The following is a 25,854-nucleotide window of genomic DNA, read 5'->3' as shown; positions in this document are numbered from 1 at the left end:
TCAGCATCCTTCGTGGTTGCAGATTGGTTCGCCATAGCCATTCAGGTCAGCTTCCAGCGACCAGGCCTGGCGGGCCGTCATAAACAAGTGGCAGGATGTGGCAGCAGGACCGCCACCCGTGCCGCCGCCCCATTTCGTGCGTTCATAAGAACAAGCGGTGTCGCGAAACGTGATCCACGCCCGCTGCATTTCAAGCAGTGCCGGGGCTTGCTTTGGCGCAGAGGACCCAAGTACCGCCATCTCTTCGTCTTCGGCTTTAAGCTTCGTCATCAAAAGGCCGTAAGCATGGTTCAACCGACGATCCCAGTCGTCCAGTTCCAAGCCAAGGCAACGAGACATTCCTACTGTGCTCCAACCCCCTTGGGTGTTCTCCATACAGGCGTTGGCGGCGACCCCGTAACACTGATGCGCTTCGCCATCGGGGCCTTTTTCAGCAAGACAATCAGTGGTCGGCGCAAAGGAATAGACCATGTCCTGCGCCGTGGCTGGTTGTGCCACAGCACCAAACAAGATTAATGCGCCGACCAGTTTTTTCATCACTGGGCGCCCATCAGCTCGCGGCCGATCAGCATGCGGCGGATTTCCGAAGTACCCGCGCCGATTTCCATCAGCTTGGCGTCACGGAACAGGCGGCTGACGGGGGTTTCGTTCATGAAGCCCGCGCCACCCATGGCCTGAACAGCCTGATGCGCCTGTTTCATTGCTTCTTCCGAGGCATACAGCACACAGGCTGCAGCGTCCTGACGGGTCACTTCGCCACGGTCACAGGCTTTGGCGACTTCATAGACATACGCGCGGGCCGAGTTCATCGCGGTGTACATGTCCGCAATCTTGGCCTGCATCAGCTGGAAGTCCCCAATCGGGCGACCGAACTGCTTGCGCTCTTTCATGTAGGGCATGATCTCGTCCAGACAGGCGGCCATGATGCCGGTGCCGATGCCCGACAGAACCACACGTTCGTAATCCAGACCCGACATAAGGACCTTCACGCCCTTACCTTCCTCGCCCAGCACATTTTCGAACGGCACTTCCACGTCTTCAAAAATCAGCTCGGCGGTGTTCGACCCACGCATGCCCAGTTTGTCGAAATGCTCCGAGGTCGAGAAACCCTTCATACCTTTTTCGATGATGAAGGTGGTGATGCCTTTGGGGCCAGCTTCCGGATCGGTCTTGGCATAGACAACCAGCGTATCCGCGTCCGGGCCGTTGGTGATCCAGAACTTGGTGCCGTTCAGCACGTAATAACCGTTGCGCTTCTCGGCACGCAGCTTCATGCCCACAACATCCGAACCAGCGCCTGCTTCCGACATGGCCAGTGCACCGATATGTTCACCCGAACACAGCTTCGGCAGGTATTTCGCTTTCTGTTCGTCCGTGGCGTTGCGACGGATCTGGTTCACACAAAGGTTCGAGTGTGCGCCATAAGACAGAGAGACCGAGGCCGAAGCGCGCGCAATCTCTTCCACGGCCACAACATGCGCCAAGTACGACATGTCCGACCCGCCGTATTCCTCGGGCGTGGTTACACCCAACAGACCCAGGTCGCCGAACTCTTTCCACAGCTCGTTGGGAAATTCATTTTTCGCATCAACCTCGGCCGCGATCGGCTTGATCCGATCTTGTGCAAAGCGGTGCACCATCTCGCGGATTGCGTTGACGTCTTCGCCCAGGTCGAAATTCATAGAGTTGTTGAACATGGCGGCTTCCTTCCGGATCAGATATTCGGGATCGTATTATTGAACGCTTGTTCAGTTAATGCGCCGAAAGCACGATTCGCGTCAATACGCGCGCAAATTCACGCAGCGTCACAATGCGCGCGGGCCTCGTTTTCTGTCTGGTTTTCGAGGGGCTCAGCCTGCCTGATGAACCCGCCCCACCACGTCACGGATGATCCGCGCAATCAGGGCGCAATCGTCCAGCGAGAAGGTCAGCGGCAGGCGCAGATCCAGAATGCCTTTCAGGATCCGGTCGGTCTTGGGCAGTTCGGGCGTGTCAGCATAGCGCCAGCTGTCATAGCGGCTGGTAAAGCCCGCAGGCTCTGCGCCGCCAAACCATTTCAGCTCGACACCACACTCTGCGCATTGACTGACCACCTCGGTCACTGCCTCTTCCGACCAATCCAACAGCAGGAATTGGAACGAGGACATGACATAGTCTTCCGCCTCAGGGCGTTCGATCACCGTCAAACCCGGCGTATTACGAAGCCCCTCTTCGACGACGCGATAGCGTGCATTCCACGCCGCGCTTTGTACGTCTAGCTTTGCCAGCTGAGGCCTTAGGATTGCCGCCCGCAGATTGTCCATCCGGCCAGAGATATTGGGGGTGATGTATTTCACCTTCTCGAACGCCTCGGGCGGCGGTCCCGCAAGGTGGCGTTCATACAGCATATAGCTGCCCGACAGGATGATCGCACGGGCCATCAGGTCAGGATCGTCCGAGATCAGCAGCCCGCCCTCGCCCGAGTTTACGTGCTTATAGGTCTGGGTCGAATAGGCCGCCATCGCGCCGTGTCGCCCGGACAAGGTGCCATTCCAGCGTGCGCCCATCGTGTGTGCGCAATCCTCGATCACCTTCACTCCTGCCCCGTCGCAGATCTGCATCAGACGGTCCATGTCACAAATATGCCCGCGCATATGGCTCAGCAGCAGAACGCGTGGCGCGTCCTTCACCGCCAGAATGCCTACCAGATGGTCCAGGTCGATGGTCAGCGCCTCGGTCACACCAACGAAAACCGGCGTCGCACCAAGTGAGGCAATCGCACCCGGCACCGGGGCCAGCGTGAAAGCATTGGTCAGAACGCGGTCACCTGCCGCAACGCCAACGGCGCGCAAAGCCGTCGCGATCGCATACCCGCCCGAGGACACCGCCAAAGCGTATTTCGATCCCATCTGGGCAGCGAATTCCTGTTCCAGCAGGGCGGCATGCGCGGTTTCGCCCTCGGCCACGTTGTATCGGTGCAGACGCCCATGGCGTAGGACGTCCAATGCGGCGTCGATCCCTTCGTCGGGGATAGGCTCTTGCTGGGTGAAATTTCCGGTGAATCGCTGTGTCATGGTCGTAGAGTGCGTAGCCCGAGTGGGAAGGTCAATGAAACGGTTAGCCAATCAGCCGCGCGACCGTTTCGTCAAGGTCATCATAGTGGTTCAGCATTGCCTCTGGCTCTAACCGTGCAACGCCCGGCCCTTCGGGGCCGAACCCAACAAGAATGCAGGGGGCATTGGCGGCACGAGCGGTCTCGCGATCCGTCACGGTGTCGCCGACCAGAAGTGCACACGTCGGATCCCCTCCGGCCTGTAAAGCTGCGGCCACAAATGGCGCCGGATCGGGCTTGCGGGTCGGCAACGTATCCGCCCCGATCAGCGAGGTGAAGCGGTCAAGAATACCCAGACGGGTAAGCAAGAGCCGCGCCAGCCCTTCGGGCTTGTTGGTACAGATCCCAACCGCATAACCCGCGACATGCAGCCGCTCCACCGCCGCCATCGTGCCGGGATAGATCACAGTATGCCGATCGATATCGACCTCATAGGCGGTCAGCAGGTTGGGAAACTCGCGATCAACATCCGTTTCGTCCGCAGTGCCGTTCAATCTTTCGAACCCCAGACGCAGCATTGCGCGCCCGCCGTGAAACGCGGTCAGCGCATCGGCCACCGGATCCAGTAACGCCCCATGCCCTAGCCCTTCAAAGCAAGCATTTGCAGCAGCAATCAAATCACCCGACGTGTCCGCCAGCGTGCCATCCAGATCAAAGATCACCGTGCGTTTTCCGTTGCCCTGCGTCATTCCATCAATCCTTCTTTGGCAATTCCCCGCCGAAGCCTGTAACCTCGCGTAAGGTTAATTGAACCGGTTTCCCTTGCGAGCCTCGCCTCAAGGGGTAAAACGGGCCAAAAGGAATTGAAAGAGCAGATCGACATGGCAACAGCCTTGATTATCCTTGCCGCTGGCAAGGGAACACGGATGAATTCGGACCTTCCCAAGGTGATGCATGAAGTTGCGGGGGCACCGCTGTTTGCGCATGCGCTTGCCTCGGGCGCGGCACTTCAGCCGGAACGCGCCGTTCTGGTCGTCGGCCACGGCGCTGAACTGGTGGGCAAAGCTGCCGCTGATCTGGACCCCGAGATCACCATCGCCGTGCAAGAAGAACAGCTGGGCACCGGTCATGCCGTCGCACAGGCCCGCCCAGCGCTGGACGGGTTCGACGGGGACGCGATTGTTCTGTACGGAGATACGCCATTTATTCGCACTGAGACGCTGGAAGCCATGGCGGCCGAGCGTGCGTCTGGGGCCGATGTTGTCGTTTTGGGCTTCGAGGCCGACGATCCGGGTCGTTACGGTCGCCTGATCGTCAAAGACGACGCGCTGGAGCGCATTGTCGAATTCAAGGATGCATCAGACGAAGAACGCGCCGTAACGCTTTGCAACAGCGGCGTTGTTGCCGCGAAGGCCCAAGTCCTTTTCGATCTGATCGACGGCGTCGGCAACGACAATGCCTCGGGCGAATACTATCTGACCGACATCGTGGAAGTCGCGCGTAACAAGGGGCTGACTGCTCGCGTTGTCACCTGTGACGAGGCCGAAACACTGGGCATCAACTCCCGCGCAGAACTGGCGGCGGCTGAAGAAGTCTTCCAAGCCAACGCCCGCGATGAGGCGCTGGAGAACGGCGTGACGCTGGTTGCCCGCGACACGGTCTATTTCTCGTATGACACGGTCATTGGACGCGACACTGTCGTGGAACCCAATGTGGTCTTCGGCCCCGGAGTGACCGTCGAAAGCGAGACTCGCATCCGCGCGTTCTCGCATCTGGAGGGCTGCCACGTCTCGCGCGGCGGGGTCGTTGGACCCTACGCCCGCTTGCGCCCGGGTGCCGAACTGGCCGAACACGCCAAGATCGGCAACTTTGTCGAAATCAAAAACGCCCAGATTGAAGAAGGTGCGAAAGTGAACCACCTGTCCTATGTGGGCGACGCGCGCGTGGGCGAAGGCGCAAATATCGGTGCGGGGACCATCACCTGCAACTATGATGGGGTCTCGAAATACCACACTGACATTGGCGCACGGGCCTTCATCGGATCGAATACCTGTCTTGTGGCCCCCGTTTCGATCGGCGATGAGGCGATGACCGCCACCGGCACCGTCGTGACGAAAAACGTACCGGCAGGGGCCATGGCCGTTGCCCGCGCCAAGCTGGAAATCAAGCCCGGTCTTGCAGTGAAACTGTTTGCAACACTACGTGCGGCCAAAGCCCGCCGTCAGAAAGGATCCTGAATATGTGTGGTATCGTAGGGGTTCTGGGCAATCACGAAGCTGCGCCCATTTTGGTCGAGGCGCTGAAACGTCTAGAATATCGCGGCTATGACAGCGCGGGCATTGCAACCATTGACGCAAAAGGCCAACTGGGCCGTCGCCGCGCCGTGGGCAAGCTGGTGAACCTATCGGACACGTTGGTGCACAACCCGCTGGCGGGGAAATCCGGCATCGGTCACACCCGCTGGGCCACTCATGGCGCGCCCACCACCGACAACGCACACCCGCATCTCGCGGGCAATGTGGCCGTGGTGCATAACGGCATCATCGAGAACTTCCGCGAGCTGCGCGAAAAGCTTGCCGCCGAGGGGCTTGAGTTCTCGACCGAGACCGACACCGAGACCGTCGCCCTACTGGCGCAAAGCTTTGTCGCCCAAGGCAAAACGCCGAAAGAGGCTGTCGAGTCTACGCTTGCCCAACTGGACGGTGCCTTTGCACTGTGTTTCCTGTTTGATGGTGAAAACGACCTGATGATCGCTGCCCGAAAGGGCAGCCCACTGGCCATTGGTCACGGCGAAGGCGAGATGTTCGTTGGCTCGGACGCCATCGCTCTGGCCCCTATGACCGACAAAATCACCTATCTGGAAGAAGGCGACTGGGCTGTCATCACCCGCGACGGAGCCGAGATCTTTGACGCCGAAGGTCGCCGTGCCAACCGCCCGATGAAACAGGTGAAGCTGGACGCAGCCCGGATCGAGAAAGGCGGCTATAAGCACTACATGGCCAAAGAAATCGCCCAGCAGCCCACAGTTGTTGGCAATGTTCTGAACGCCTATCTATCCGGCGATCAGATCAACATGGATCTTGGTGGCATCAACTTCGCAAATGTAGACCGCCTTTCGATCGTGGCTTGCGGAACCGCTTACTACGCGGGGCTTGTCGCGAAATACTGGTTTGAGCAACACGCCCGCCTGCCGGTCGACATCGATGTGGCGTCAGAGTTCCGCTATCGCGAAGCGCCTTTCGCACCCAAAACGCTGGGCGTATTCGTCAGCCAGTCCGGTGAAACCGCTGATACGCTTGCCGCATTGCGCTATTCCGCCGGGAAGGTCGACAAGGTCGTTTCCTTGGTCAACGTACCCGAAAGCTCAATCGCGCGGGAAAGCGATGTGGCGGTCGAAATCCATGCAGGCGTCGAGGTCTCTGTCGCCTCGACCAAGGCGTTCACTTGTCAGCTGACCAGCTTTGCCGTCATGGCATTGAAGGCCGCTCATGATCGCGGACATCTGGATGATGCCGGACTGGCCCAGCGCCTGTCCGAGCTGCGCCAATTGCCCGGTCTGATGAGCCACGCGCTGACCATCGACGCCGCCACCAAAGCGATCGCCAGCAAACTGGCCGAGGCTCGTGACGTCCTGTTCCTTGGCCGTGGACAGATGTTCCCGCTGGCACTGGAAGGCGCGCTGAAATTGAAAGAAATCAGCTATATCCATGCCGAAGGTTATGCGTCGGGCGAGCTGAAGCACGGCCCCATCGCACTGGTCGACAAGGCAACGCCCACGGTTGTCATGGCACCCCACGACGGGCTGTTCGACAAGACCGTGTCCAACATGCAGGAAGTCATGGCCCGCGGTGGCCGCGTGGTTCTGGTATCCGACGCGCGTGCGGCGGAAGAGGCCGGCAGTGGTGTCTGGCAAACCCTTGCCATGCCTGAAGCGCCCGAACTGATCCAACCGATCCTTTATGCGGTTCCGGCACAGCTTTTGGCCTATCATACAGCGATTGCAAAAGGTACTGATGTGGACCAGCCGCGCAACCTCGCCAAATCTGTGACGGTGGAGTAGCCGGGAAAGGTACCCAATATGGCCAAGCAGTTTGACCAAATCGAAGCCGTTCATCGCGGTTTCATCGAAGAACAGCCGATGTTCTTCGTCGGGTCTGCGGCACCCGATGGCCGCGTGAATGTTTCGCCCAAGGGGATGGACAGCCTGAGGGTCATGGGACCGAACCAAGTTCTTTGGCTGAACTACACCGGTTCAGGAAATGAAACGGCGGGGCATCTGCTGCAAGCCAATCGTATGACCCTTATGTGGTGCAGCTTTGGCCAACGCCCCTTGATCCTGCGCGCCTATGGCACAGCCCGCACTGTGCATCCTTATGATGCGGATTGGGACAAGCTGGCAGCCCCCTTCGGGGCTCCGTTCGGCGCGCGCCAAATCTATGACATGTCTGTTGAGATGGTGCAGACCTCTTGCGGATATGCTGTGCCGCAGATGGAACTGACCGGCCAGCGCGATACATTGATCACCGCTCTGAAGGGCAAGGGCGACGATCTGACCCCTTATTGGGCAGAAAAGAACACAACCACAATTGACGGATTGCCAACGGGCATCCTTGGAGATGACACATGACACTGGATGATGCCCTCGAGCAATTGCGCGCCCAGATCGAACCGGGACGCGCCGAAGGGCAGAAGGCCTATCACAAGCAAACACGCGAGGTTTGGGGCATCCCGAACCCTGCGCTGAACGACCTGACCAAAGAATGGCGTCAGTCGTTGAGCGTCGACGAACGCGTGACGCTGGCCGATCAGCTTTGGAAAACCGATGTGTTCGAGGCGCGGATCGCTGCAGCGAAACTTCTGACGCAGGCGCGCATTCGTCCAGATGACGCTGCGTGGGAGCTGATCCAAAGCTGGGTGCCGGATTTCGACAGCTGGGCCATCGCCGATCACGTCTGCATGGCCGGACAGAAGCGTCTGGTCGCTGATCCGTCTCGGATTGACGATGTCGAAAAATGGACCACGTCGGATCACATGTGGGCCCGCCGTGCCGCGCTTGTGATCACCCTGCCTTGGACCAAGCAAAACAACCCGAAGGACGAAGATCTTGCCGTTCGGGATCGGGTGTTGAGCTGGGCGGACGGCTATGCCTCGGACACGGATTGGTTCATCCAGAAGGCGATTGCTTGGTGGGTTCGGGATCTGTCAAAACATGACCCGGACCGGGCGCGCGCCTTCCTGAAACCGCATGCCAAGACCCTGCAGCCTTTCGCCTTGAAAGAGGCGCGCAAGCATCTTCCGCCCCCTGCCCAGCTTCAGAAAGAAGCCAAGGACAAGTGGCGTGCAGAGAAGCGGAAATTGCGCGAGGAAAGCTGGGGCCGAAAGCGGGACGATCATCCGCAAACGGACGAAGACGAACCAAGCTAATCGCTGTCGAACCGTTCCCGGTCCAGCAAGATGTCTCGGCCGGCTACTTTACCGATGTAGTCGCAAGCATCTGGGCGTTGCTTCAGATGCGCCCAGACATCCTGTGCGAACCCATCCGGGGACATGAACAGCATCAGCTCGGACAACTTGTCACGAGAAACAGGCTGCCCCGCGCTCGGGCGCTCTCCGAACTTCTTTTGCAGGGATGGGGGCAGCGACATCACCTGCATCGCATAGGCGATGTATTCGTCGGCAACGATACAGTCGTCAAACGGGCAAGGCACCGGGTCCATCACTGCATGTGCAAGCTCGTGGACGACAACACTTCTGAAAAATATCCCGTCCTCAACAAAGCTGAACGCGCCGTCCTTGCTGCGTTGATGAGACATTGCCGAAGGGGTCAGCATCTCGATCCGGCTTTCACCACAGTGAAATTGGGCATTACATCCCTCGGGAAGCTCTTTCACAAGCGCGACCTGAACCACATGCTGCAGATCCGGAAGCTCGCATGACGCAAAAAGCTGGGCGGCAAGGCGTGCTGCATCACAGACATCTCTGTTTGCGGCTGGGTCACCAGAGCTGACCTCAACCGCCACGCCTGAGCAGGCGTGTTGCTCTGCCAATCCTGGCAGTGCACCTGACAGCGCGACACTTAATACGGCAAGGATGGGTAAATGACGGCGAGCCAATGCAACCTTTCCATGAACAGTCTATCTGAAACTATCGCCCAGCTTTGCACAGGCGGCGCGCCCAAGCAAATCACCCTGAAACGCGGCCCGTATCCCTATGCACCAAACGAATTGCCACCTTGGTCGGGTCGCAAGTGTTCACCCGTCCCGCAGCTCGCGTCGCATGATCTTGCCTGTCGCCGTCATGGGCAGGTGATCCACAAACGCGACACTCCGAGGAGCCACATGGGGGCTGATCCGGTTGCGGACCAGTTGGATCAGCGCGTCTTCCATGCCATCGCGCGCACAGCCATCGCGCAGCACCACCACCGCCTTGACGGCTTCGGTCCTCAGCGGGTCGGGCACGCCAATCACCGCCGCCATCGTGACGTCAGGATGGGTCATCAGGCAGTTTTCGATCTCGCTGGGCCCGATGCGGTATCCGGCCGAAGTGATCACATCGTCATCCCGGCTGGCAAAGGTGAAATAGCCCGCCGCGTCTCGGGTCGCCAAATCCCCCGTGCGCAGCCACTTTACCCCGTCCACATCGTGGAACTTGTCGCGTGTCTTCTCGGGCAGGTTCCAATAGTGCAGGAACATCACGGGATCGGGCGCTTTCACACAGATCTCACCCATCTCGCCCGGCCCAACGGATGAACCATCGTCAGCCAGCAGCGTCACCTCATGACCGGGAATGGGTTGCCCCATGCTGCCGGGCTTGACCTCCATCGCACCAGCGACCGAAGACAGCACCAGATTGCATTCGGTCTGGCCGTAGAATTCGTTGATCTTCACGCCCAGCGCCTGATCGGCCCAGTCGAGCAGCCCCGCCCCAAGGCTTTCGCCGCCGGACCCGATGGATCGGATATCGACGCCCTCGGGCATTGCATCCGACTGGCGCAGCAGTTTCAGCGCGGTTGGCGGCATGAACAGGTTGCGCACGTTATGGGCCGCCATCAGGCGATAGGCCAGCTCGGCCTCGAATTTGCGCATGCGGTGGCTGACGATGGGCACGCCGTAATACAGAAACGGCAGTGCCAGATCCATCAATCCGCCGATCCACGCCCAATCCGCTGGGGTCCAGCCCTTGTCGCCCGCCTGCGGAAAATCCTCGTTAAAGGTTTCGACGCAGGGAAGATGCCCAAGTAGAAATCGATGGGCATGCAACACCCCTTTGGGCGGACCGGTTGTCCCCGAGGTGTAGATCATCACCGCCGGATCTTCAGACAGTGTGTCCACCGGATCGACAAGCGGATCCGCAGCATCCATCGCTCGCCACATATCCTCGGCGCCATCACAGGGCACCACCGAAAAAACCGCCTGTAGCGTGGGCAAGTCCGAACGGATTTCAGCCAGCTTCGAGATGTTGTCGGGGTCAGTGACCACCAGCTTGGCGCCGCTATCTGACAGACGATAGGCCAAAGCATCCGCGCCAAAGAGCGTAAACAGCGGCAACACCACTGCACCCAGCTTGTAGGCCGCAAAATGGGTGATCAGAACCTCTGGCCCCTGCCCCAGCAACACCGCAATCCGGTCGCCCTTGCCAAGCCCGGCATCGCGAAGCACGGTCGCAAACCGGTCCGAGGCCTCTTTCAGGCGTCCAAAGCTCCAATCCTCAGAAGTACCATCCTGACGCACATGGGTCAGCGCGATCCGGTTGGGATCCAGCGCCGCCCAACTGTCACAGCAGCGCTCCGCGATGTTGAAGTGCTCGGGGATATCCCATGAAAACCCGTCCTGCATGTCCCGCCATGGTCCCCAGGGCGACACAAGCTTGCGGGCGCGGCCATGGGCCAGCCACGCCACGTCTGACACGGACATCACGACCCGAAGACCACCAGTTCATGCAGGCCGGACAGGTCCAGATCCAAAAGCTGCAGCGCAGAGATCGAAATCCGGCTTCCTCCGGTAGAGGTCGGTTTCAACGTAACCTTGACCGTACGTCCAGTCGCCTTGGACTGTACGCGGCCATCGGTCTCGCTGGTGACAAGCGGGGTTTCAACCCAGAAGCCTGGAATGGTCGGGTCGCCCAGATTGGCAACCGTCGTGCCCAGAGCACCTGCTGGCGTTGGGGTTGATGACAGGGCCGCCATCTTGTCGCCCTCGCTGGCGGTGTCGAATTCATCCACCGTGGTCGCATCCGCCGGAGGCGCATCCGGATTAACGATCGGTCCTGCTGGCGCCTGACGCAGGTGAGGCGGCGATGGCCAAAGATTGTTCACGTCCACACCGGCACATCCCGTGACGGCCAGACAAGAGGCAGTGATAAGAATAATCTGTTTCATACAGGCAAACTGGCGCAATTCTTCACCGCATTCAACGGTTGAAATGACGCGGCCGTGACTTGCGCACAGCTTTGCTCACGCTTAGGTTCGCTTCATGGAAACGCCCAAGCTTGTCGACCCGTTTCACCGCCCGGTGACCTATCTGCGCCTGTCCGTGACGGACCGGTGCGATTTCCGTTGCACCTATTGCATGGCTGAAAACATGACCTTTCTGCCCAAGAAGGATCTGCTGACGCTCGAAGAACTGGACCGCCTATGTTCCACCTTCATCGGGCAAGGTGTTCGCAAGCTGCGCATCACAGGGGGCGAACCTCTGGTCCGCAAGGGTATCATGGGCTTTTTCGACGCGATGGGACGGCATCTGGACAGTGGCGCGCTGGACGAGCTTACCCTGACCACCAACGGGTCACAGCTACATCGCTTTGCCGACGATCTGTTCAAGGCGGGCGTGCGCCGGATCAACATTTCTCTGGATACGCTGGACGAAGACAAATTCGCCAAGATCACCCGCTGGGGTCGCCTTCCCCAAGTTCTGCGCGGGATTGAAGCGGCCCAGAATGCCGGACTGCGCGTCAAGATCAACGCGGTGGCGCTGAAAGGCTTCAATGATGACGAGGTTTTCGCCCTAGCCGAATGGTGCGCCCAAAAGGACATGGACCTGACCTTTATCGAGGTCATGCCCATGGGCGATATGGGCGAGGAGAACCGGTTAGACCAATATTGGCCCCTGACCGAGCTGCGCCAGCATCTCGAAACCCGACTAGCCCTGACCGATTTGGACGACAACACTGGCGGCCCAGCCCGTTACGTGCGCGTCGCTGAGACAGGCCAGAAAATTGGCTTTATCACGCCAATGACCCATAATTTCTGTGAAAGCTGCAACCGCGTTCGGATAAGCTGCACCGGTCAGATCTATACCTGCCTAGGTCATGACGGCATGTCCGATCTCCGCGCGCCCTTGCGGTCGTCCGAAAGCGATACTGTGCTGATTGATGCCATCCACGCGGCAATCGGGCGCAAACCCAAGGGCCATGATTTCGACTATAGCCGTCAGGAAATCCAAGGCCAGACGATCCGGCACATGAACCACACGGGTGGGTAAGGGGCCAAGCCCCTGCCCTGTTAGCCGATCGGCATCCGGCTTTCCGCCATTTCCGCCCACCACGAACAGCCCTGCGGGATGGCCTCGTCGTTGAAATTGTATTCCGGGTGGTGAACCATCGCGGTGTCCCCGTTGCCCACCAGAATATAGGCGCCGGGGCGCTCTTCCAGCATGAAAGCGAAGTCCTCGCCACCCATGACATAGGGGGCATCGGCGCAATTTCCCGACACTTTGCGGGCGGCCTCGGCCGCGAATTCTGTTTCAGCGTCGTGGTTAACCATGACCGGATAGTTCCGCTCGTACTTAACTTTGGCCTCGCCGCCAAAGGTCGCCGCAATCCCGTTGCAGATCGCCGCAACCCGTTCCTCGGCCAGATCGCGGAGCTCGGGAGACAACGTACGAACAGTGCCCTTCAGCTGCACAGACTGCGGGATCACGTTGAACGTGGTCGAGGATGTCTCGACCGAGGTGATCGAGACGACCACCTGCAGCGTTGGATCGGCATTGCGTGAAGCAATGGTCTGAAGTGCCGTCACCGCTTGCGCCGCCATTACAACAGGGTCAATCGTGTCATGGGGCTTGGCCGCATGCCCTCCGCGCCCGATGAACTGGATATCCAGAAGGTCCGCCGCGGCAAAGAATGGGCCGGGCCGGATCGCAAACGCGCCCAAGGGCTGACCGGGCCAATTGTGCATCCCGTATATCTCTTGCACGCCGAACCGCTCCATCAGCCCGTCCTCGCACATGACGCGTCCACCACCCCCGCCTTCTTCGGCAGGCTGGAAGACAACAACGCATGTGCCATCGAAATTACGGGTTTCCGCCAGATACTGAGCCGCCCCCAAAAGCATCGCTGTGTGCCCATCATGGCCACACGCATGCATTTTTCCCGGCGTGACCGAGGCGTAATCCAACCCCGTTGCCTCGTGTATTGGCAGTGCATCCATATCCGCGCGCAATCCAACCACTTTGCCCGAATCTGTCTTTCGCCCGCGGATCACACCGACGACGCCCGTGCGCCCAACACCCTCGACAACTTCATCGCAGCCGAAGGCGCGCAGCTTATCGGCCACGATCCCCGCTGTGCGGTGGGTGTCAAACTGCAGTTCAGGATGTTGATGGAAATCCTGACGCCATGCAGTGATGTCCTTGTGAAGCTCGGCAAAACGGTTTCGGATCGGCAAAGGATCATCCTTTTCTATGTGGGGTATCGCGGCACCTGCGCATTGCCGTCGACAATGCCCAGAAACCCTCGTTGGCTCAAGTCATCTCTAGTTGATATCTCACCAAGCAAATGTCACCAGATCATTCGGATTGCTGTCCGAAACATCTTCGAATTCTATCAAGATTAGAAATGCAACAGCATCGGGAATTCAAAGAAACCCGCCCGCAAGCCCTTGCAACTGGCTTGTAATACAGTGTCATACTAATCACAGGTTTGGCAGCACGTGACACCAGTGTTTGAGTTTGTTTTCTGCCACGAACAATCGCGCATGCACTGCCATTCACCCTTCCTTAGCGGGGCTGGCTTGCAGAATCACTTAGGGAAATGACCAAGAAATGTCTGCTGTCTTCAAACATTTTACCCTGACAACACTAAGCTGTGTTGCTCTAACATCCGCCGCCCATGCCGAGCGCGGATCGCAGGGGGATCTTGGCCTGATCTATTGGCAGGCGCCGACGCTTCTGAACCCCTACCTTGCGTCTGGTCCGAAGGATTCTGAACCGGCTTCGTTGGTCTTGGAACCTTTGGCGCGCCACGACGAAACCGGTCAAATGGTACCGTGGCTGGCCGCGGCGATTCCGACCTTGGATAATGGCGGCATCTCTCCCGATCTACAGTCGATCACTTGGACCCTGAAACCGGGGATCAAATGGTCTGATGGAAGCGATTTCACCGCAGACGACGTGGTCTTTACGGCAAATTATTGCATGGACACTGAAAGCGGCTGCCAGATGACGGCCAAGTTCACCGATGTTGAACATGTGCAGGCGCTGGATGCACAGACAGTGAAGATTAGCTTTTCAAAGCCCAAGCCCTATCCCTATGCGCCCTTCGTTGGGCTTGAGGTTCCTGTCCTACAAGCCGCCCAGTTTGGGGATTGTATGGGGGCGAACGCACTGAACTGCTCGACCCAGAACCTCGCGCCGATCGGTACAGGCCCCTATCAGATCACGGATTTCAAACCGGGCGACGTGGTGACTTATGACGTCAACGCTCATTTCCGCGACGCCGACAAACCGGGCTTTGCCAAGGTGACGCTGAAAGGTGGCGGAGACGCTTCTGGCGCAGCCCGCGCTGTGTTGGAAACTGGCGAATTTGACTATGCGTGGAACCTTCAGCTGGATCCGCAAGTTTTGACCCAGATGAAATCCGCCGGCAAAGGTCAGGTTGTGTCGTCCTTCGGGACCGCCGTCGAGCGCCTTCAGGTTAACCTGACCAACGCCGCGGCTGATCTGGGCGACGCACGTTCGACCCGTGACGGCGGGGCGCATCCCTTCCTTGCCGATCCGCGTGTCACCAAAGCACTTTCCCTAGCGGTCGATCGCGACACGCTGATCGACATCGCCTATGGCGACGCAGGCCGTCCAACATGTGACGTGCTCGCCGCCCCTGCCATCTATGCGTCGGGTGCGAATGACGCCTGCCTGACACAAGATCTGGACGCCGCGCGTGCTCTGCTGGACGATGCTGGCTGGACCGATAGCGACGGCGACGGCATCCGTGACAAAGATGGCGTGCCGATGGCTCTACTGTATCAGACCTCGGTCAATCCCGTGCGCCAGACCACGCAGGATCTGCTGAAAGCCTGGTGGGCTGAAATTGGTGTCGCAACCGAACTACGTGCTATCGCGCCTTCGGTCTTTTTCGGCGGCGACCAGTCCAGCCCGGACACCTATCAGAAATTCTATGCCGATCTTGAGATGTTCACCAACTTCTTCCCCGGCAACGATCCCGAGCCCTATTTGAACAACTGGACCTGTGCCGCAATCCCGACGCCTGAAAACGGTTGGGCGGGCATGAATGTCCCGCGCTATTGTAGCCCCGAATATGACGCCTTGCTGGCAAAGCTCGGCAACACGGTGGATATCGAGGCGCGGATCGCGATCTCGAAACAGCTGAACAACATGCTGATGCAGGCGGGTGCCCTGATCCCGCTGGTGCATCGCGGCGAGGTTTCGGCCCATGCCAATTCGCTTAAGGGCGTGCGGATGAATGTCTGGGACAGCGAACTTTGGAACATCGCGGACTGGACCCGCGCCAAGTAAGACCGCTAGACTGTGGGCGCGGCTGGTTTCAGGCCGCGTCACGGAACCAAAGGCCGTCTACCGCCCATGTTAACCTATTGTTTGCGCAGGCTTGCTTTCTCGGTTCCGGTGCTGATTTTCATCAGCTTCGCCATCTTCCTGTTGATGGATATGGCCCCGAACGACCCCACCGCCAATCTACCAATGTCGATCCCCGCCGAAACCCGCGCCCAACTGCGCGAGTCCTTAGGGATCGGGGATCCGCTACTGACCCGTTATCTTCTTTGGTGCAAACAGTTTTTCATCCATGAGCCGCTAAACTGGCTAACGGACCTCACGGGCCTAAGCTTCGGAGACCCTGACCGTCTGCGCGTCCTTAGCTGGGCCTCGCGTGCGCCGGTGGCCGAGCTGATCGCGGACCGCCTGCCCCAGACGCTTTGGGTCGTGGGACTGTCCTATATTCTGGGCATCGCCATTGCCCTGCCCGTCGGCATCTATTCCGCCTATCGCCAACACGGCTGGTTCGACCATCTGGGCGGCTTCGTATCGATGATCGGCTATTCGGTCCCGTCCTTCTTTCTGGGCGTCGTGATGATCGTGATTTTCGCGGTGAAACTGAACTGGTTTCCATCGGTCTATGACACCACCCTCAACGTGACGAATTGGGATAGCCTTATGGCCCAACTGCGCCAGATGGCCATGCCCGTCACGATCCTTGCGCTGTATAACGCAGCCCAGATCAGCCGCTACATGCGCGCATCCATGCTGGAGAACCTACATCACGACTATGTCCGCACCGCCCGTGCCAAAGGCGCGTCCGAACCGCGCGTGGTATTGGCCCATGTAGCGCGCAATTCGCTTCTGCCGGTCGTAACTGTGATCGCCTTGGGCATCCCGCAGGTGCTGGCCGGCGCAATCATCACCGAGCAGATTTTCAAGATCAACGGGATCGGAGAGCTTCTTATCTCGTCGATCCAAAGCGGCGACCTGCCCGTGGTTCAAACCCTGACCTTCCTGTTCGCCGTCTTGATCGTGTTGTTCAACCTTCTGGCAGACATCGCCTATGGCCTGTTGGACCCGAGGATCAGCTATGACTGACTTGTCATATATCAGCGCCTCAACCAGCGGGTTTTGGAGGCGTTTCCAGCGGCACAAAGGGGCCGTGATCGGTGGCGGATTGCTGGGTCTGCTTCTGCTTGCTGTCCTGATCGGCCCGTTTCTATGGCCCCACAGCGCCGGGCAGATCAACGTCACTGCCCGCAATCTTGGACCCAGCCTGTCGCATCCCATGGGCACCGATCACCTTGGTCGCGACCTGTTCGCCGCCATTCTGCAAGGCGGGCGCGTGACGCTTCTGGTGGGCGTGGTCGCCATGGGCTTGTCCGTGCTGATCGGCGCAGCCGTTGGTATTCTGTCAGGCATGGTCCGTTGGCTGGACGCCCCCTTGATGCGCCTGACCGACCTGTTTCTGGCCCTGCCCGTTTTGCCCTTGCTTCTGGTCACGATCATGCTGTGGCGCGACAGCTTGCGCACGCTCTTTGGGGCCGAGGCCGGGATATTCCTGCTGATCGTTGCGATGATTGGCCTGACCAGTTGGATGCAAACAGCCCGCATTCTCCGCGCCGAAGTTCTGGCACTGAAGAAACGCGAGTTTGTCACCGCCGCGACAGCCCTTGGTCTGCGCCCATGGGGCCTGATCCGGCGGCACATCCTGCCTAATGTGATGGGGGTGATCATCGTCTCGGCCACGCTTGGCTTGGCCAATGCCATCATCACAGAAAGCGCGCTCAGCTTTCTGGGACTAGGATTTCCGCCGGACCACCCAACGTGGGGCCGGCTGCTATTTGATGGGACGGAATATCTGACGCTGACACCGGCACGCGCGATTTGGCCGGGGTTGATGATCACGCTGACCGTTCTGTGCGCCAATTACCTTGGCGACGGGCTGCGCGATGCGTTGGACCCGCGCGGCGGCAGTGGGCGCAAATAAGGACAAACCGAGCAACGGCGCGTCTGCACTGGTCCGTCTTACCGTCGAACACCTCACGGCAGGTCTATCGTTCCACCGACACCCCAGAACCAGAAAATCATTCCACCACAGCACCAATTCCAAGCAATAACAACGCTTGCACAACACAATCACTCACGCCAGATGGAACATATTCCCAAATGCGGAGACGTGAAGATGTTTGAGACCTTCGGCTTTGAGACCCTGACACCACGCACAGCCTCGATTTTGTTCGGGCTGGGCCTTGGCGCTGCCTTCGGCATTCTGGCCGAGGTTACGCGTTTCTGTCTGCGTCGCGGCGTGATTGGAGCAGGCATCGAAGGGCGTCAGGCCTTGGCCGTCTGGCTGACCGCATTGGCCGTCGCTGTCATCGGCACGCAAGGCGCGGTTTGGGCGGGCTGGATCAGCTTCGCCGACCACCGTTTTCACGCCCCGACCTTTCCGATCCTGTCGCTTGTCGTAGGTGGCCTGATGTTCGGAGCCGGAATGGTTCTGACGCGCGGGTGCCTATCACGTCTGGTCGTCCTTAGTTCGTCCGGCAACCTGCGCGCCATCATCGTGCTAGGCGTCGCTGCCTTGGCTGCTTTGGCGACCATGAAGGGTGTTCTAGCGCCCATACGAAACTCCCTGGCGGCGGTTGAAATCGCCGCCCCCTCCCTGCCAGCCCTGGGCGCCTTGTTGCCCCTCGCTCTGGCCGCTGTCTTTGTCGCACAGGCTCGTCCCAAGCTGCGCGTACTGGTACCAGCGGCTTTGCTTGGGGCATTGGTGCCTCTGGGCTGGCTGGGAACTGGATTGGTCCTGATGGACGAGTTCGACCCCATCGCCGTGGAAAGCCTGTCATTCACAGCGCCTCTGGCCGATACGCTCTTTTGGACCGCTGCCGCCAGCGCCATTGGCGGGAATTTCGGCACTGGCCTGATCGGAGGCGTCATCTTCGGCGCAGCCCTGTCCGCGCTGATCGCTGGACGCTTTGCATGGCAAGGCTTCGAAGGCGCAGGCCAGATGGGCCGCTATCTGTCGGGCGGCGTCCTGATGGGCATGGGCGGTGTGTTGGCTGGCGGTTGCACCGTGGGCGCAGGCCTGTCGGGCGTCGCAACCCTGTCGTCCTCGGCAACCTTTGCGTTGCTGTCCATCATCGCAGGCGCATGGCTGGCTGCTCAGCTTGACGCACGCGTTAATGCCCGAGGGACTTCCGAATTCGACGCACGGACATCCACACCAGAAGCACCACAGGCAGCGTAAGCAACGCAGTCAGGGTTCCTTTGGACATGTTCAATGGGCCTGCCAGCGGGTAGAACAGATAGCCTGCCAACGACACCGCGTAATAGCTGATCGCAACGACGGACAGCCCTTCGACCGTTTCCTGCAAGCGCAGTTGCATCTTGGCGCGGGCATCCATGCTTTCCAAAAGCGCCTGGTTTTGCTCGGCCCGTTCCACATCGACACGGGTGCGCAACAGCTCGCCGGCGCGGGCAGCCCTTGCAGCCATGGTCTCAAGCTGTGTCGCCGCGCTTTTCGTAGTGCGCATCGCGGGATCATAGCGGCGCATCATAAATTCGCTCAGCGTCTGACGACCGCGAAACCGCTCTTCCCGCAATGCACCAATGCGTTGGTTCAGAATAGCCTCATAGGCGCGCGTGGCCCCCATTCGGAATGACGTCGAGGCCATCAGCTCTTCCAGCTCGGCCGAGATGGACAACAGCTCGCCCAACGTGGCTTCGGCGGGCTCATCCCCACGCTTCATCGTACCAACCAGGTGGGTCAGTTCTCCGTCCACGTTGCGTAGTTGGCGGTGAATGTCGCGCGCCACGGGAAAGCCCAGCATGGACATGGTTTTATAGGTTTCGATCTCGCACAGACGCTGGACAATACGGCCAATCCGTCGCTTGCCGGTGCCTTCGGAAATGAAGGCCACGAAGCGCATATGGCCTGCGGGATCGATGCGGAAATCACCCGCCACCATCGCCGCCCGGTCCAAGACCCAGGTCGAGGCGATGCTTTCAGACACGAACCAGTCGCGTACCAGCTTGTCCATTTCCTTTTCCGTGCCCGGCATCTGCTGAACCCGAATATGGGCCGAGGTGATGCGCGCGCCCGGCGCATCCGCCAGCCAATCATCCGGGAATACATCAAAAGCCGCCGGGTCAAACGCGCGCGACGAGATCCCCTCGGAGAACACCGTGTAGCTGACGAACTCGTTGTGCTGCTCCCATTTCAGGTGATAGCGGCCGATTTCGCCAAAATAGTGGTTGGATCCGGGGCTGGGGTGCGGCGCACCAAACCGATCCAGAAGCGCGATCAAATGCTGGCGATCCGCCTCGCGATCCCGGTTTGCCGCGTTATCAGGACGTTTGATGGCCAGATAAACCGCTGTCCCCGGCACGCAAAGTGCGGGGGAAGGACGGGCGTGCAGCTCGTTCGCAAGGTCATAGCGGCCCGGATGGTCGGTCAAATTCATCATGCGCGTGTCTCCTCCGCGCAAAGTCGTAACAGAGACGTGACACATTGCAACCCCTTAAAAACAAGGGGTTTTTGATAGCTTTCGCATACCGCGGAATACCGATACCGCTCACATATCCTGAAGGCGGTCCTGAACCAGTCGGGTGAAATCCTCGCCCCGCTTTTCGAAATCAGGATACTGATCAAAGCTGGCGGCGGCAGGGGCCAACAAAACCGTATCCCCGGATTGGGCATCCTGCGCCGCTGCTGCAACCGCGTTTTCCATCGTCTCGCAGATCTCGTAGGGCACATCACCCAGTTGCAGGGCAAACTCGCGCGCCGAATGGCCGATCAGATAGGCTTTTGTCACGTTGCCAAGAGCATCCGACAGGCATTCAATCCCACCATCTTTGCCCAGACCACCCGCGATCCAGCGGATGTTGTCGAAAGCTCCTAGGGCGGCGCGCGCGCTGTCTACATTGGTGGCTTTGCTGTCATTCACATAGCTTACGCCATCCGCCTCACCCACCAACTGCGAACGATGCGGCAAGCCTTTGAAGGCGCGGAATGCGGCCTCGATCACTTTCGGCGCCAGACCGATTGAGCGGCACACCGCATAGGCGGCACAGGCGTTCTGATGGTTGTGACTTCCCGGCAATCCTTTGATGGCGCGCAGGTCCACAGAGCCGATTTGACGCCCCTTGCGATACTCGGACAAGAACCCCTTACGCGCAAAGACCTGCCATCCAGGGCCAGACAGTTTGCGGTCTACTGAAATACGGATCACCCGGTCGTCCGCCGCGCCCTCGGACAATTGCCCAGCCAAATAGCTGCCTTCAGCTTCGTCCACGCCAATGACCGCCCGATCCGGTCCACCTTCGGCAAACAGACGGCGCTTGGCCGCGAAATAGCCCCCCATTCCGCCGTGGCGATCCAGATGATCGGGCGAGAGGTTGGTGAAAACCGCGATATCCGGCGTCAGCGAACGGGCCAGATCGGTCTGATAGCTGGACAGCTCCAGCACCACGACTTCACCGTCATGGGCGGGATCGATGTCCAAGACACCGCGCCCGATATTGCCCGCCAACTGGGTGGGCTTGCCCGCATGTTCCAACACGTGATGGATCAGCGCCGAGGTGGTGGATTTTCCGTTCGACCCCGTCACCGCGACGATGCGCGGCAGGGTGTCGAAACTGTCCCATTCCTGATCGGCAAAGCTGCGAAAGAACAGGCCAATATCGTTGTCGACTGGCACACCTTCATCCATCGCGCGCGCGATCAGTTTGTTGGGTTCGGGATAAAGGTGTGGAATGCCGGGGCTGACGATCAACGCCGAGACATCCTCCCACGCGTTGCCCTTATTGAGGTCATGCAGGATTAGCCCCTGCCCTTCGGCGCGTTCGCGGGCTTCCTGCCCGTCGTCCCAGCACAGCGCCTCGGCGCCGCCAGCTTCAAGCGCGTGGGCCGTCGCAAGGCCCGAGCGTCCAAGCCCCAGAACCGCAACCTTGCGCCCTTCGTAACCTTTCACCGGGATCATGCGTACCTCCTGCATTCGTCCGCTTTATCGCTAAAGGGTTTGGCGAAAAAACAAAAGCCCCGCCGAATGGGCGGGGCGTTTGAAAAACCTTTGGAGAAGTTTAGCGCACCTTCAGCGTCGCCAACCCGATCAGTGCTAGGATCAGCGAGATGATCCAGAAACGGATGACGATCTGCGGCTCTTGCCAACCTTTGTGTTCAAAGTGGTGATGGATCGGGGCCATCAGGAACACCCGTTTGCCAGTCTTCTTGTAGTAAAGAACCTGAATGATCACCGAGAGCGCCTCGACCACGAAAAGGCCGCCGACGATGGCCAGAACGATCTCGTGCTTGGTAGCAACGGCAATGGCACCCAAAGCCCCACCAAGGGCCAGAGACCCGGTGTCACCCATGAACACAGCCGCGGGCGGTGCGTTATACCACAGAAAGCCCAAGCCCCCGCCAATTAGGGCCGAGGTGAAGACGAACAGCTCACCTGTGCCGGGCACGTAATGCACGTCCAGATACTCGGTAAAGTCGACACGGCCAACCGCATAGGCGATCACGCCCAACGTCCCGGCCGCAATCATCACCGGCATAATGGCCAGCCCGTCCAAACCGTCCGTCAGGTTCACCGCGTTGGCAGACCCGACGATTACGATCATCACGAAAGGAATGAACAGATAGCTCATGTTCAGAAGCGTGTCTTTGAACACCGGGAAGGCCAGCTGATACTGAAGCCCTTCGGGGTGCACGCTGGACGCCCAGACGCCTGCGATCCCCGCGATGGCCAGCCCAATGCCCAACCGGATCTTGCCCGACACCCCTGCGGTGTTGTTCTTTGATACTTTGGCATAGTCATCTGCAAAGCCAATCAAACCAAAGCCATAGGTCACAAACAGCGTGATCCACACATAATGGTTATCAAGTCGCGCCCACATTAAAGTCGCAACCAATAGCGCAGACAGAATAAGCAAACCGCCCATTGTCGGCGTGCCCTGCTTTTCCTTATGGCTTTCAGGGCCGTCTTCGCGAATTGGCTGACCTTTGCCTTGCTTGCGGCGCAGGATGTTGATCAGAGGCTGCCCAAACATGAAGCCGAAAATCAGCGCTGTGAAGAATGCCCCGCCCGAGCGGAAGGTGATGTAGCGAAACAAGTTGAAGACATCGCCGCCATCCGAAAACTCGGTCAACCAATACAACATATTGTAGGCCCTTTTGCTTATTAACTTTGCGCTTGGCTCATTTTGCGGATCGCGTCAACAGCTTTGGACACAAGCGACCCTTTCGACCCTTTGACCAGCACCACATCTCCGGCGTCGATCAAATTGTGAACCTGTGCGGCCATTTGGTCAGCCGTTTCGGTATAGATCCCCTGCTGATCGCCGGACAGACGCTCCCACAGCGATTTCATCAATGGGCCCGAGCAATGAACGATGTCGATCTCGGCCAAGAAGGGCAGATCTGCGATCTGGGCGTGCAGAGCGGCCTCGTCCGGCCCCAGCTCAAGCATATCGCCCAGAATGGCCATCCGGCGCCCTTTGTGGATGGTTCCCACTCCGTCAACGGGTTGGGCCACTGCCAAAACTTCAAGCGAAGCTGCCATCGAGGTCGGGTTGGCGTTGAACGCATCGTCGATCAGCGTCAGGGTCAGCCCTTCGGGCGGATCCAGCAAAATGTCTTCATGGGTGCCGCGACCGGAGGGGGGCAACCAGTGACTAATGTCGCGGGCGGCCAAGGTTACGTCCCCGCCCAAGGCGCGGGTGGCGACCAACACGGCCAACGCGTTCATTGCAAAATGCCGACCCACGCTTGCAATTTTCAACATATGCTCTTGCCCGGCTACCTTCGCCTTGCAGATCGTCGCGTCCGGGCTGAGGACCACATGCGTCAGGTGATGATCCGGGCTGCTATTTGCGCTGAAACTCTGTGTCTCAAACCCCTCGGCGGCTGCACGAAGAATTGGTGTCGTATCCAAGTCACCATTGATGATGGCCACACCATCAGGCTCCAACCCTTTGAAGATAGAACCTTTTTCACGCGCAATACCGTCCAGATCGTCGAAGGCCTCTAGATGCGCAGGTGCCACTGTGGTGACCATCGCTACATGCGGGCGGGCCATCCGGGCCAAGGGCTCGATCTCGCCGGGGTTGCTCATGCCAATCTCGATCACAGCGAATTCGGTATCAGCAGGCATCCGCGCCAAGGTCAGGGGAACACCCCAATGATTGTTATAGCTCGCCTCGGCCGCATGGGTCTTGCCCTGCCGCTGCAAGACGGTGCGCAGCATTTCCTTGGTCGAGGTCTTGCCGACCGAACCCGTCACCGCCACAACACGCGCCTTGGTCCGTGCGCGGGCGGCGCGTCCAAGATCTTCCAGCGCAGAGAGAACGTCGTCCACGATCAAAAGCGGGGCATCATCTGCTACGCCGTCCGGCACATGGCTGACCAAAGCAGCTCCTGCACCCTGTTCCAGCGCCTGCGCCACGAAGTTATGCCCGTCACGCGCGGCTTTCAGTGCCACAAACAGATCGCCCGGCGCGATGGTACGCGTGTCGATCGAGACACCAGAGACGGTCCAGTCGCCACGAGCTTCACCACCTGTGGCCTTAGCGGCCTCTTTCGCTGTCCAAAGGCTCATGCCAGCCGTCCTTCCAAAGCTGCTACCGCCACCGAGGCCTGTTCGACGTCATCAAATGGCAGCACATCATTGCCGACGGTTTGTCCGGTCTCGTGCCCCTTGCCTGCGATCAACAACGTGTCGCCCGGTCCCAGCGCGTCCACACCGCGCAAGATGGCTTCGGCCCGGTCGCCGACGTTTACGGCTTCGGGACAGCCCTCCATCACCATGGCGCGGATCAGCGCGGGGTCTTCTGTGCGCGGGTTATCGTCCGTGACAAAGACCACATCCGCATTTTCTGCTGCCGCCTGCCCCATCAGAATACGTTTCGAGGTATCGCGATCCCCGCCCGCGCCGAACACGACCACAAGCCGGCCCAGCACATGCGGGCGCATGGCCCGCAGAGCAGTCTTCAGGGCATCCGGCGTGTGGGCATAGTCCACGAACACCGCCGCCCCATTTTCGCGGGTCGCGGCGTGCTGCATCCGACCGCGCACGGTTTCCAGATCTTTGAAGGTCTCGAATACATGCTCTGGGTCAGCACCGCAGCCGATGGCCAGCCCGGCAGCGGCCAAGACATTCTCAGCTTGAAAGCCACCGATCAGGTTCAGACGAGCGGTGAAGGGCTTTCCCAACCACGTGAACATCAGCTCTTGGCCCGTGGCGTCATACCGGCGGGCCTTCAGTTGCAACTCGCAGCCCTCGCTCTGCCCCACGCGGATCAGCTTCTGACCGCGCGCCTCGGCGATGGTGGCCATCTCGGCACCCTTCGGGTCATCCATATTGATCACGGAAGTTCCACCTTCAGGCAGAACGCGGGCAAAGAGGCCCGCTTTGGCCGCGAAGTATTCGTCGAACGTCTCGTGATAGTCCAAATGGTCTTGCGTAAAGTTGGTGAAGGCTGCCGCCATCAGGCGTACCCCGTCCAAACGGCGCTGTGCCAGCCCATGGGACGACGCCTCCATCGCGGCATGGGTCACGCCAGCACCCGCCATGTCAGCCAGCACTTTGTGCAAGGTGATCGGCTCGGGCGTCGTATGCGACAGCGGCGCAGCAAACGCGCCTTCCACACCCGTGGTGCCCAGATTGGCGGCCTTGATGTCCAGAAGTGTCCAGATTTGGCGGGTGAAGCTGGCAACCGAGGTCTTCCCGTTGGTACCCGTGGCAGCAACCATATGTTCCGGTTGTGCACCGAACCAAAGCGCAGCGGCATAGGCCAACGCCATGCGAGGGTCTTCTGTGACGACAAGTGCGGCGTCGGACGCGGCCAATTCAGCCTCGGCAATACGGGCACCTTCTGGGTCGGTCAGGATCGCCCCTGCCCCCATGCGCAACGCGTATTGAATGAACTCACCGCCATGCAGCTTGGCCCCTGGGAGGGCCGCAAATAAATGGCCGGGTTTGACCAGACGGCTATCCACCGACAGCCCCGTCACCTGCGCATCACGCCCTGCCCGCGCGCTGAGCCCCAGTTCACCCAAAGTTTTCGTGACCATCTCAGCACCCATTTTGC

Annotated in this window: 22 protein-coding genes; 9 read left to right on the top strand and 13 right to left on the bottom strand. The window is 59.5% G+C overall.

Annotated features, from left to right (window positions below):
- The 4 genes from ALP8811_RS04610 to ALP8811_RS04595 all read right to left on the bottom strand — a co-directional run bounded on the left by ALP8811_RS04610 (nucleotide 1) and on the right by ALP8811_RS04595 (nucleotide 3,780).
- Nucleotides 1-537, bottom strand: coding sequence for a lysozyme inhibitor LprI family protein (locus ALP8811_RS04610; protein WP_108855990.1), 537 nt, complete (start codon nucleotides 535-537; stop codon nucleotides 1-3).
- The gene (locus ALP8811_RS04605; protein ID WP_108855989.1) at nucleotides 537-1,697 is read right to left on the bottom strand and encodes an isovaleryl-CoA dehydrogenase; all 1,161 of its coding nucleotides are present in this window, start codon (nucleotides 1,695-1,697) and stop codon (nucleotides 537-539) included. Before ALP8811_RS04605 ends, ALP8811_RS04610 begins: the two co-directional genes overlap by 1 nt.
- A 153-nt stretch (nucleotides 1,698-1,850) precedes the next feature.
- Complete coding sequence (locus tag ALP8811_RS04600) at nucleotides 1,851-3,053, bottom strand: DegT/DnrJ/EryC1/StrS family aminotransferase (RefSeq protein WP_108855988.1); 1,203 nt, start codon at nucleotides 3,051-3,053, stop codon at nucleotides 1,851-1,853.
- A 43-nt stretch (nucleotides 3,054-3,096) separates the two neighbouring features.
- On the bottom strand, nucleotides 3,097-3,780 hold the full coding sequence (locus ALP8811_RS04595) for an HAD-IA family hydrolase (protein ID WP_108855987.1): 684 nt from the start codon (nucleotides 3,778-3,780) through the stop codon (nucleotides 3,097-3,099).
- Between the two features lie 132 nt (nucleotides 3,781-3,912).
- Here ALP8811_RS04595 and glmU point away from each other — a divergent pair, with 132 nt between their 5' ends.
- From glmU to ALP8811_RS04575, 4 genes are read left to right on the top strand one after another with little or no spacing between them, the layout of a single operon-like run.
- Nucleotides 3,913-5,268: a bifunctional UDP-N-acetylglucosamine diphosphorylase/glucosamine-1-phosphate N-acetyltransferase GlmU gene (gene glmU, locus ALP8811_RS04590; RefSeq protein WP_108857429.1), complete on the top strand. Its 1,356-nt coding sequence runs from the start codon at nucleotides 3,913-3,915 to the stop codon at nucleotides 5,266-5,268.
- 2 nt (nucleotides 5,269-5,270) lie between these two features.
- Nucleotides 5,271-7,091: a glutamine--fructose-6-phosphate transaminase (isomerizing) gene (gene glmS / locus ALP8811_RS04585; protein ID WP_108855986.1), complete on the top strand. Its 1,821-nt coding sequence runs from the start codon at nucleotides 5,271-5,273 to the stop codon at nucleotides 7,089-7,091.
- Nucleotides 7,092-7,109: 18 nt separating this feature from the next.
- Nucleotides 7,110-7,658, top strand: coding sequence for a pyridoxamine 5'-phosphate oxidase family protein (locus tag ALP8811_RS04580; protein WP_108855985.1), 549 nt, complete (start codon nucleotides 7,110-7,112; stop codon nucleotides 7,656-7,658).
- The gene (locus ALP8811_RS04575; RefSeq protein ID WP_108855984.1) at nucleotides 7,655-8,455 is read left to right on the top strand and encodes a DNA alkylation repair protein; all 801 of its coding nucleotides are present in this window, start codon (nucleotides 7,655-7,657) and stop codon (nucleotides 8,453-8,455) included. The genes ALP8811_RS04580 and ALP8811_RS04575 overlap by 4 nt, the downstream gene beginning before the upstream one ends.
- Here ALP8811_RS04575 and ALP8811_RS04570 read toward each other — a convergent pair.
- From ALP8811_RS04570 to ALP8811_RS04560, 3 genes are all read right to left on the bottom strand, one after another.
- A complete protein-coding gene (locus ALP8811_RS04570) occupies nucleotides 8,452-9,078 on the bottom strand; it encodes a DUF6639 family protein (RefSeq protein WP_146183989.1) in 627 nt (208 codons plus the stop codon). The two genes, ALP8811_RS04575 and ALP8811_RS04570, sit on opposite strands and share 4 nt — an antisense overlap.
- A 204-nt stretch (nucleotides 9,079-9,282) precedes the next feature.
- Complete coding sequence (locus tag ALP8811_RS04565) at nucleotides 9,283-10,944, bottom strand: AMP-binding protein (protein ID WP_245924563.1); 1,662 nt, start codon at nucleotides 10,942-10,944, stop codon at nucleotides 9,283-9,285.
- A complete protein-coding gene (locus ALP8811_RS04560; protein ID WP_108855982.1) occupies nucleotides 10,944-11,408 on the bottom strand; it encodes a D-galactarate dehydratase in 465 nt (154 codons plus the stop codon). Before ALP8811_RS04560 ends, ALP8811_RS04565 begins: the two co-directional genes overlap by 1 nt.
- A gap of 94 nt (nucleotides 11,409-11,502) precedes the next feature.
- On the opposite strand from ALP8811_RS04560, the gene moaA reads away from it, so the two are divergent.
- The gene (gene moaA, locus ALP8811_RS04555; RefSeq protein WP_108855981.1) at nucleotides 11,503-12,510 is read left to right on the top strand and encodes a GTP 3',8-cyclase MoaA; all 1,008 of its coding nucleotides are present in this window, start codon (nucleotides 11,503-11,505) and stop codon (nucleotides 12,508-12,510) included.
- Nucleotides 12,511-12,530: 20 nt separating this feature from the next.
- Here moaA and ALP8811_RS04550 read toward each other — a convergent pair whose 3' ends face one another.
- On the bottom strand, nucleotides 12,531-13,694 hold the full coding sequence (locus tag ALP8811_RS04550; RefSeq protein WP_108855980.1) for a M20 aminoacylase family protein: 1,164 nt from the start codon (nucleotides 13,692-13,694) through the stop codon (nucleotides 12,531-12,533).
- A gap of 376 nt (nucleotides 13,695-14,070) precedes the next feature.
- Here ALP8811_RS04550 and ALP8811_RS04545 point away from each other — a divergent pair, with 376 nt between their 5' ends.
- The 4 genes from ALP8811_RS04545 to ALP8811_RS04530 all read left to right on the top strand — a co-directional run bounded on the left by ALP8811_RS04545 (nucleotide 14,071) and on the right by ALP8811_RS04530 (nucleotide 19,009).
- Nucleotides 14,071-15,780, top strand: coding sequence for a peptide ABC transporter substrate-binding protein (locus ALP8811_RS04545; RefSeq protein WP_108855979.1), 1,710 nt, complete (start codon nucleotides 14,071-14,073; stop codon nucleotides 15,778-15,780).
- A gap of 66 nt (nucleotides 15,781-15,846) precedes the next feature.
- Nucleotides 15,847-16,857 (top strand): ABC transporter permease, encoded by a 1,011-nt coding sequence (locus ALP8811_RS04540; RefSeq protein WP_108855978.1) that lies wholly within the window; start codon nucleotides 15,847-15,849, stop codon nucleotides 16,855-16,857.
- Entirely contained in the window at nucleotides 16,850-17,749 is a 900-nt protein-coding gene (locus ALP8811_RS04535; protein WP_245924561.1) for an ABC transporter permease, read from the top strand. Before ALP8811_RS04540 ends, ALP8811_RS04535 begins: the two co-directional genes overlap by 8 nt.
- Before the next feature lie 162 nt (nucleotides 17,750-17,911).
- Nucleotides 17,912-19,009: a YeeE/YedE family protein gene (locus tag ALP8811_RS04530; protein ID WP_306418706.1), complete on the top strand. Its 1,098-nt coding sequence runs from the start codon at nucleotides 17,912-17,914 to the stop codon at nucleotides 19,007-19,009.
- Here ALP8811_RS04530 and ALP8811_RS04525 read toward each other — a convergent pair.
- The 5 genes from ALP8811_RS04525 to ALP8811_RS04505 form a co-directional block, all read right to left on the bottom strand.
- Nucleotides 18,942-20,228 carry a DUF3422 family protein gene (locus ALP8811_RS04525; RefSeq protein ID WP_108855975.1) on the bottom strand — a complete coding sequence of 429 codons (1,287 nt, stop codon included), beginning with the start codon at nucleotides 20,226-20,228 and terminating at the stop codon, nucleotides 18,942-18,944. The two genes, ALP8811_RS04530 and ALP8811_RS04525, sit on opposite strands and share 68 nt — an antisense overlap.
- Nucleotides 20,229-20,336: 108 nt before the next feature.
- Nucleotides 20,337-21,743 (bottom strand): UDP-N-acetylmuramoyl-L-alanine--D-glutamate ligase, encoded by a 1,407-nt coding sequence (gene murD, locus ALP8811_RS04520; protein WP_108855974.1) that lies wholly within the window; start codon nucleotides 21,741-21,743, stop codon nucleotides 20,337-20,339.
- A gap of 100 nt (nucleotides 21,744-21,843) precedes the next feature.
- Entirely contained in the window at nucleotides 21,844-22,926 is a 1,083-nt protein-coding gene (mraY, locus tag ALP8811_RS04515) for a phospho-N-acetylmuramoyl-pentapeptide-transferase (protein WP_108855973.1), read from the bottom strand.
- Nucleotides 22,927-22,946: 20 nt separating this feature from the next.
- Complete coding sequence (locus ALP8811_RS04510) at nucleotides 22,947-24,362, bottom strand: UDP-N-acetylmuramoyl-tripeptide--D-alanyl-D-alanine ligase (protein WP_108855972.1); 1,416 nt, start codon at nucleotides 24,360-24,362, stop codon at nucleotides 22,947-22,949.
- Nucleotides 24,359-25,849: a UDP-N-acetylmuramoyl-L-alanyl-D-glutamate--2,6-diaminopimelate ligase gene (locus tag ALP8811_RS04505; protein WP_181363688.1), complete on the bottom strand. Its 1,491-nt coding sequence runs from the start codon at nucleotides 25,847-25,849 to the stop codon at nucleotides 24,359-24,361. Before ALP8811_RS04505 ends, ALP8811_RS04510 begins: the two co-directional genes overlap by 4 nt.
- Between the last annotated feature and the right edge of the window lie 5 nt (nucleotides 25,850-25,854).

The organism is Aliiroseovarius pelagivivens (assembly GCF_900302485.1).
GTDB classification, from domain to species: domain Bacteria; phylum Pseudomonadota; class Alphaproteobacteria; order Rhodobacterales; family Rhodobacteraceae; genus Aliiroseovarius; species Aliiroseovarius pelagivivens.
The sequence above is the reverse complement of the archived record's forward strand: the minus strand, read 5'-3'. Positions and strand labels throughout refer to the sequence as shown.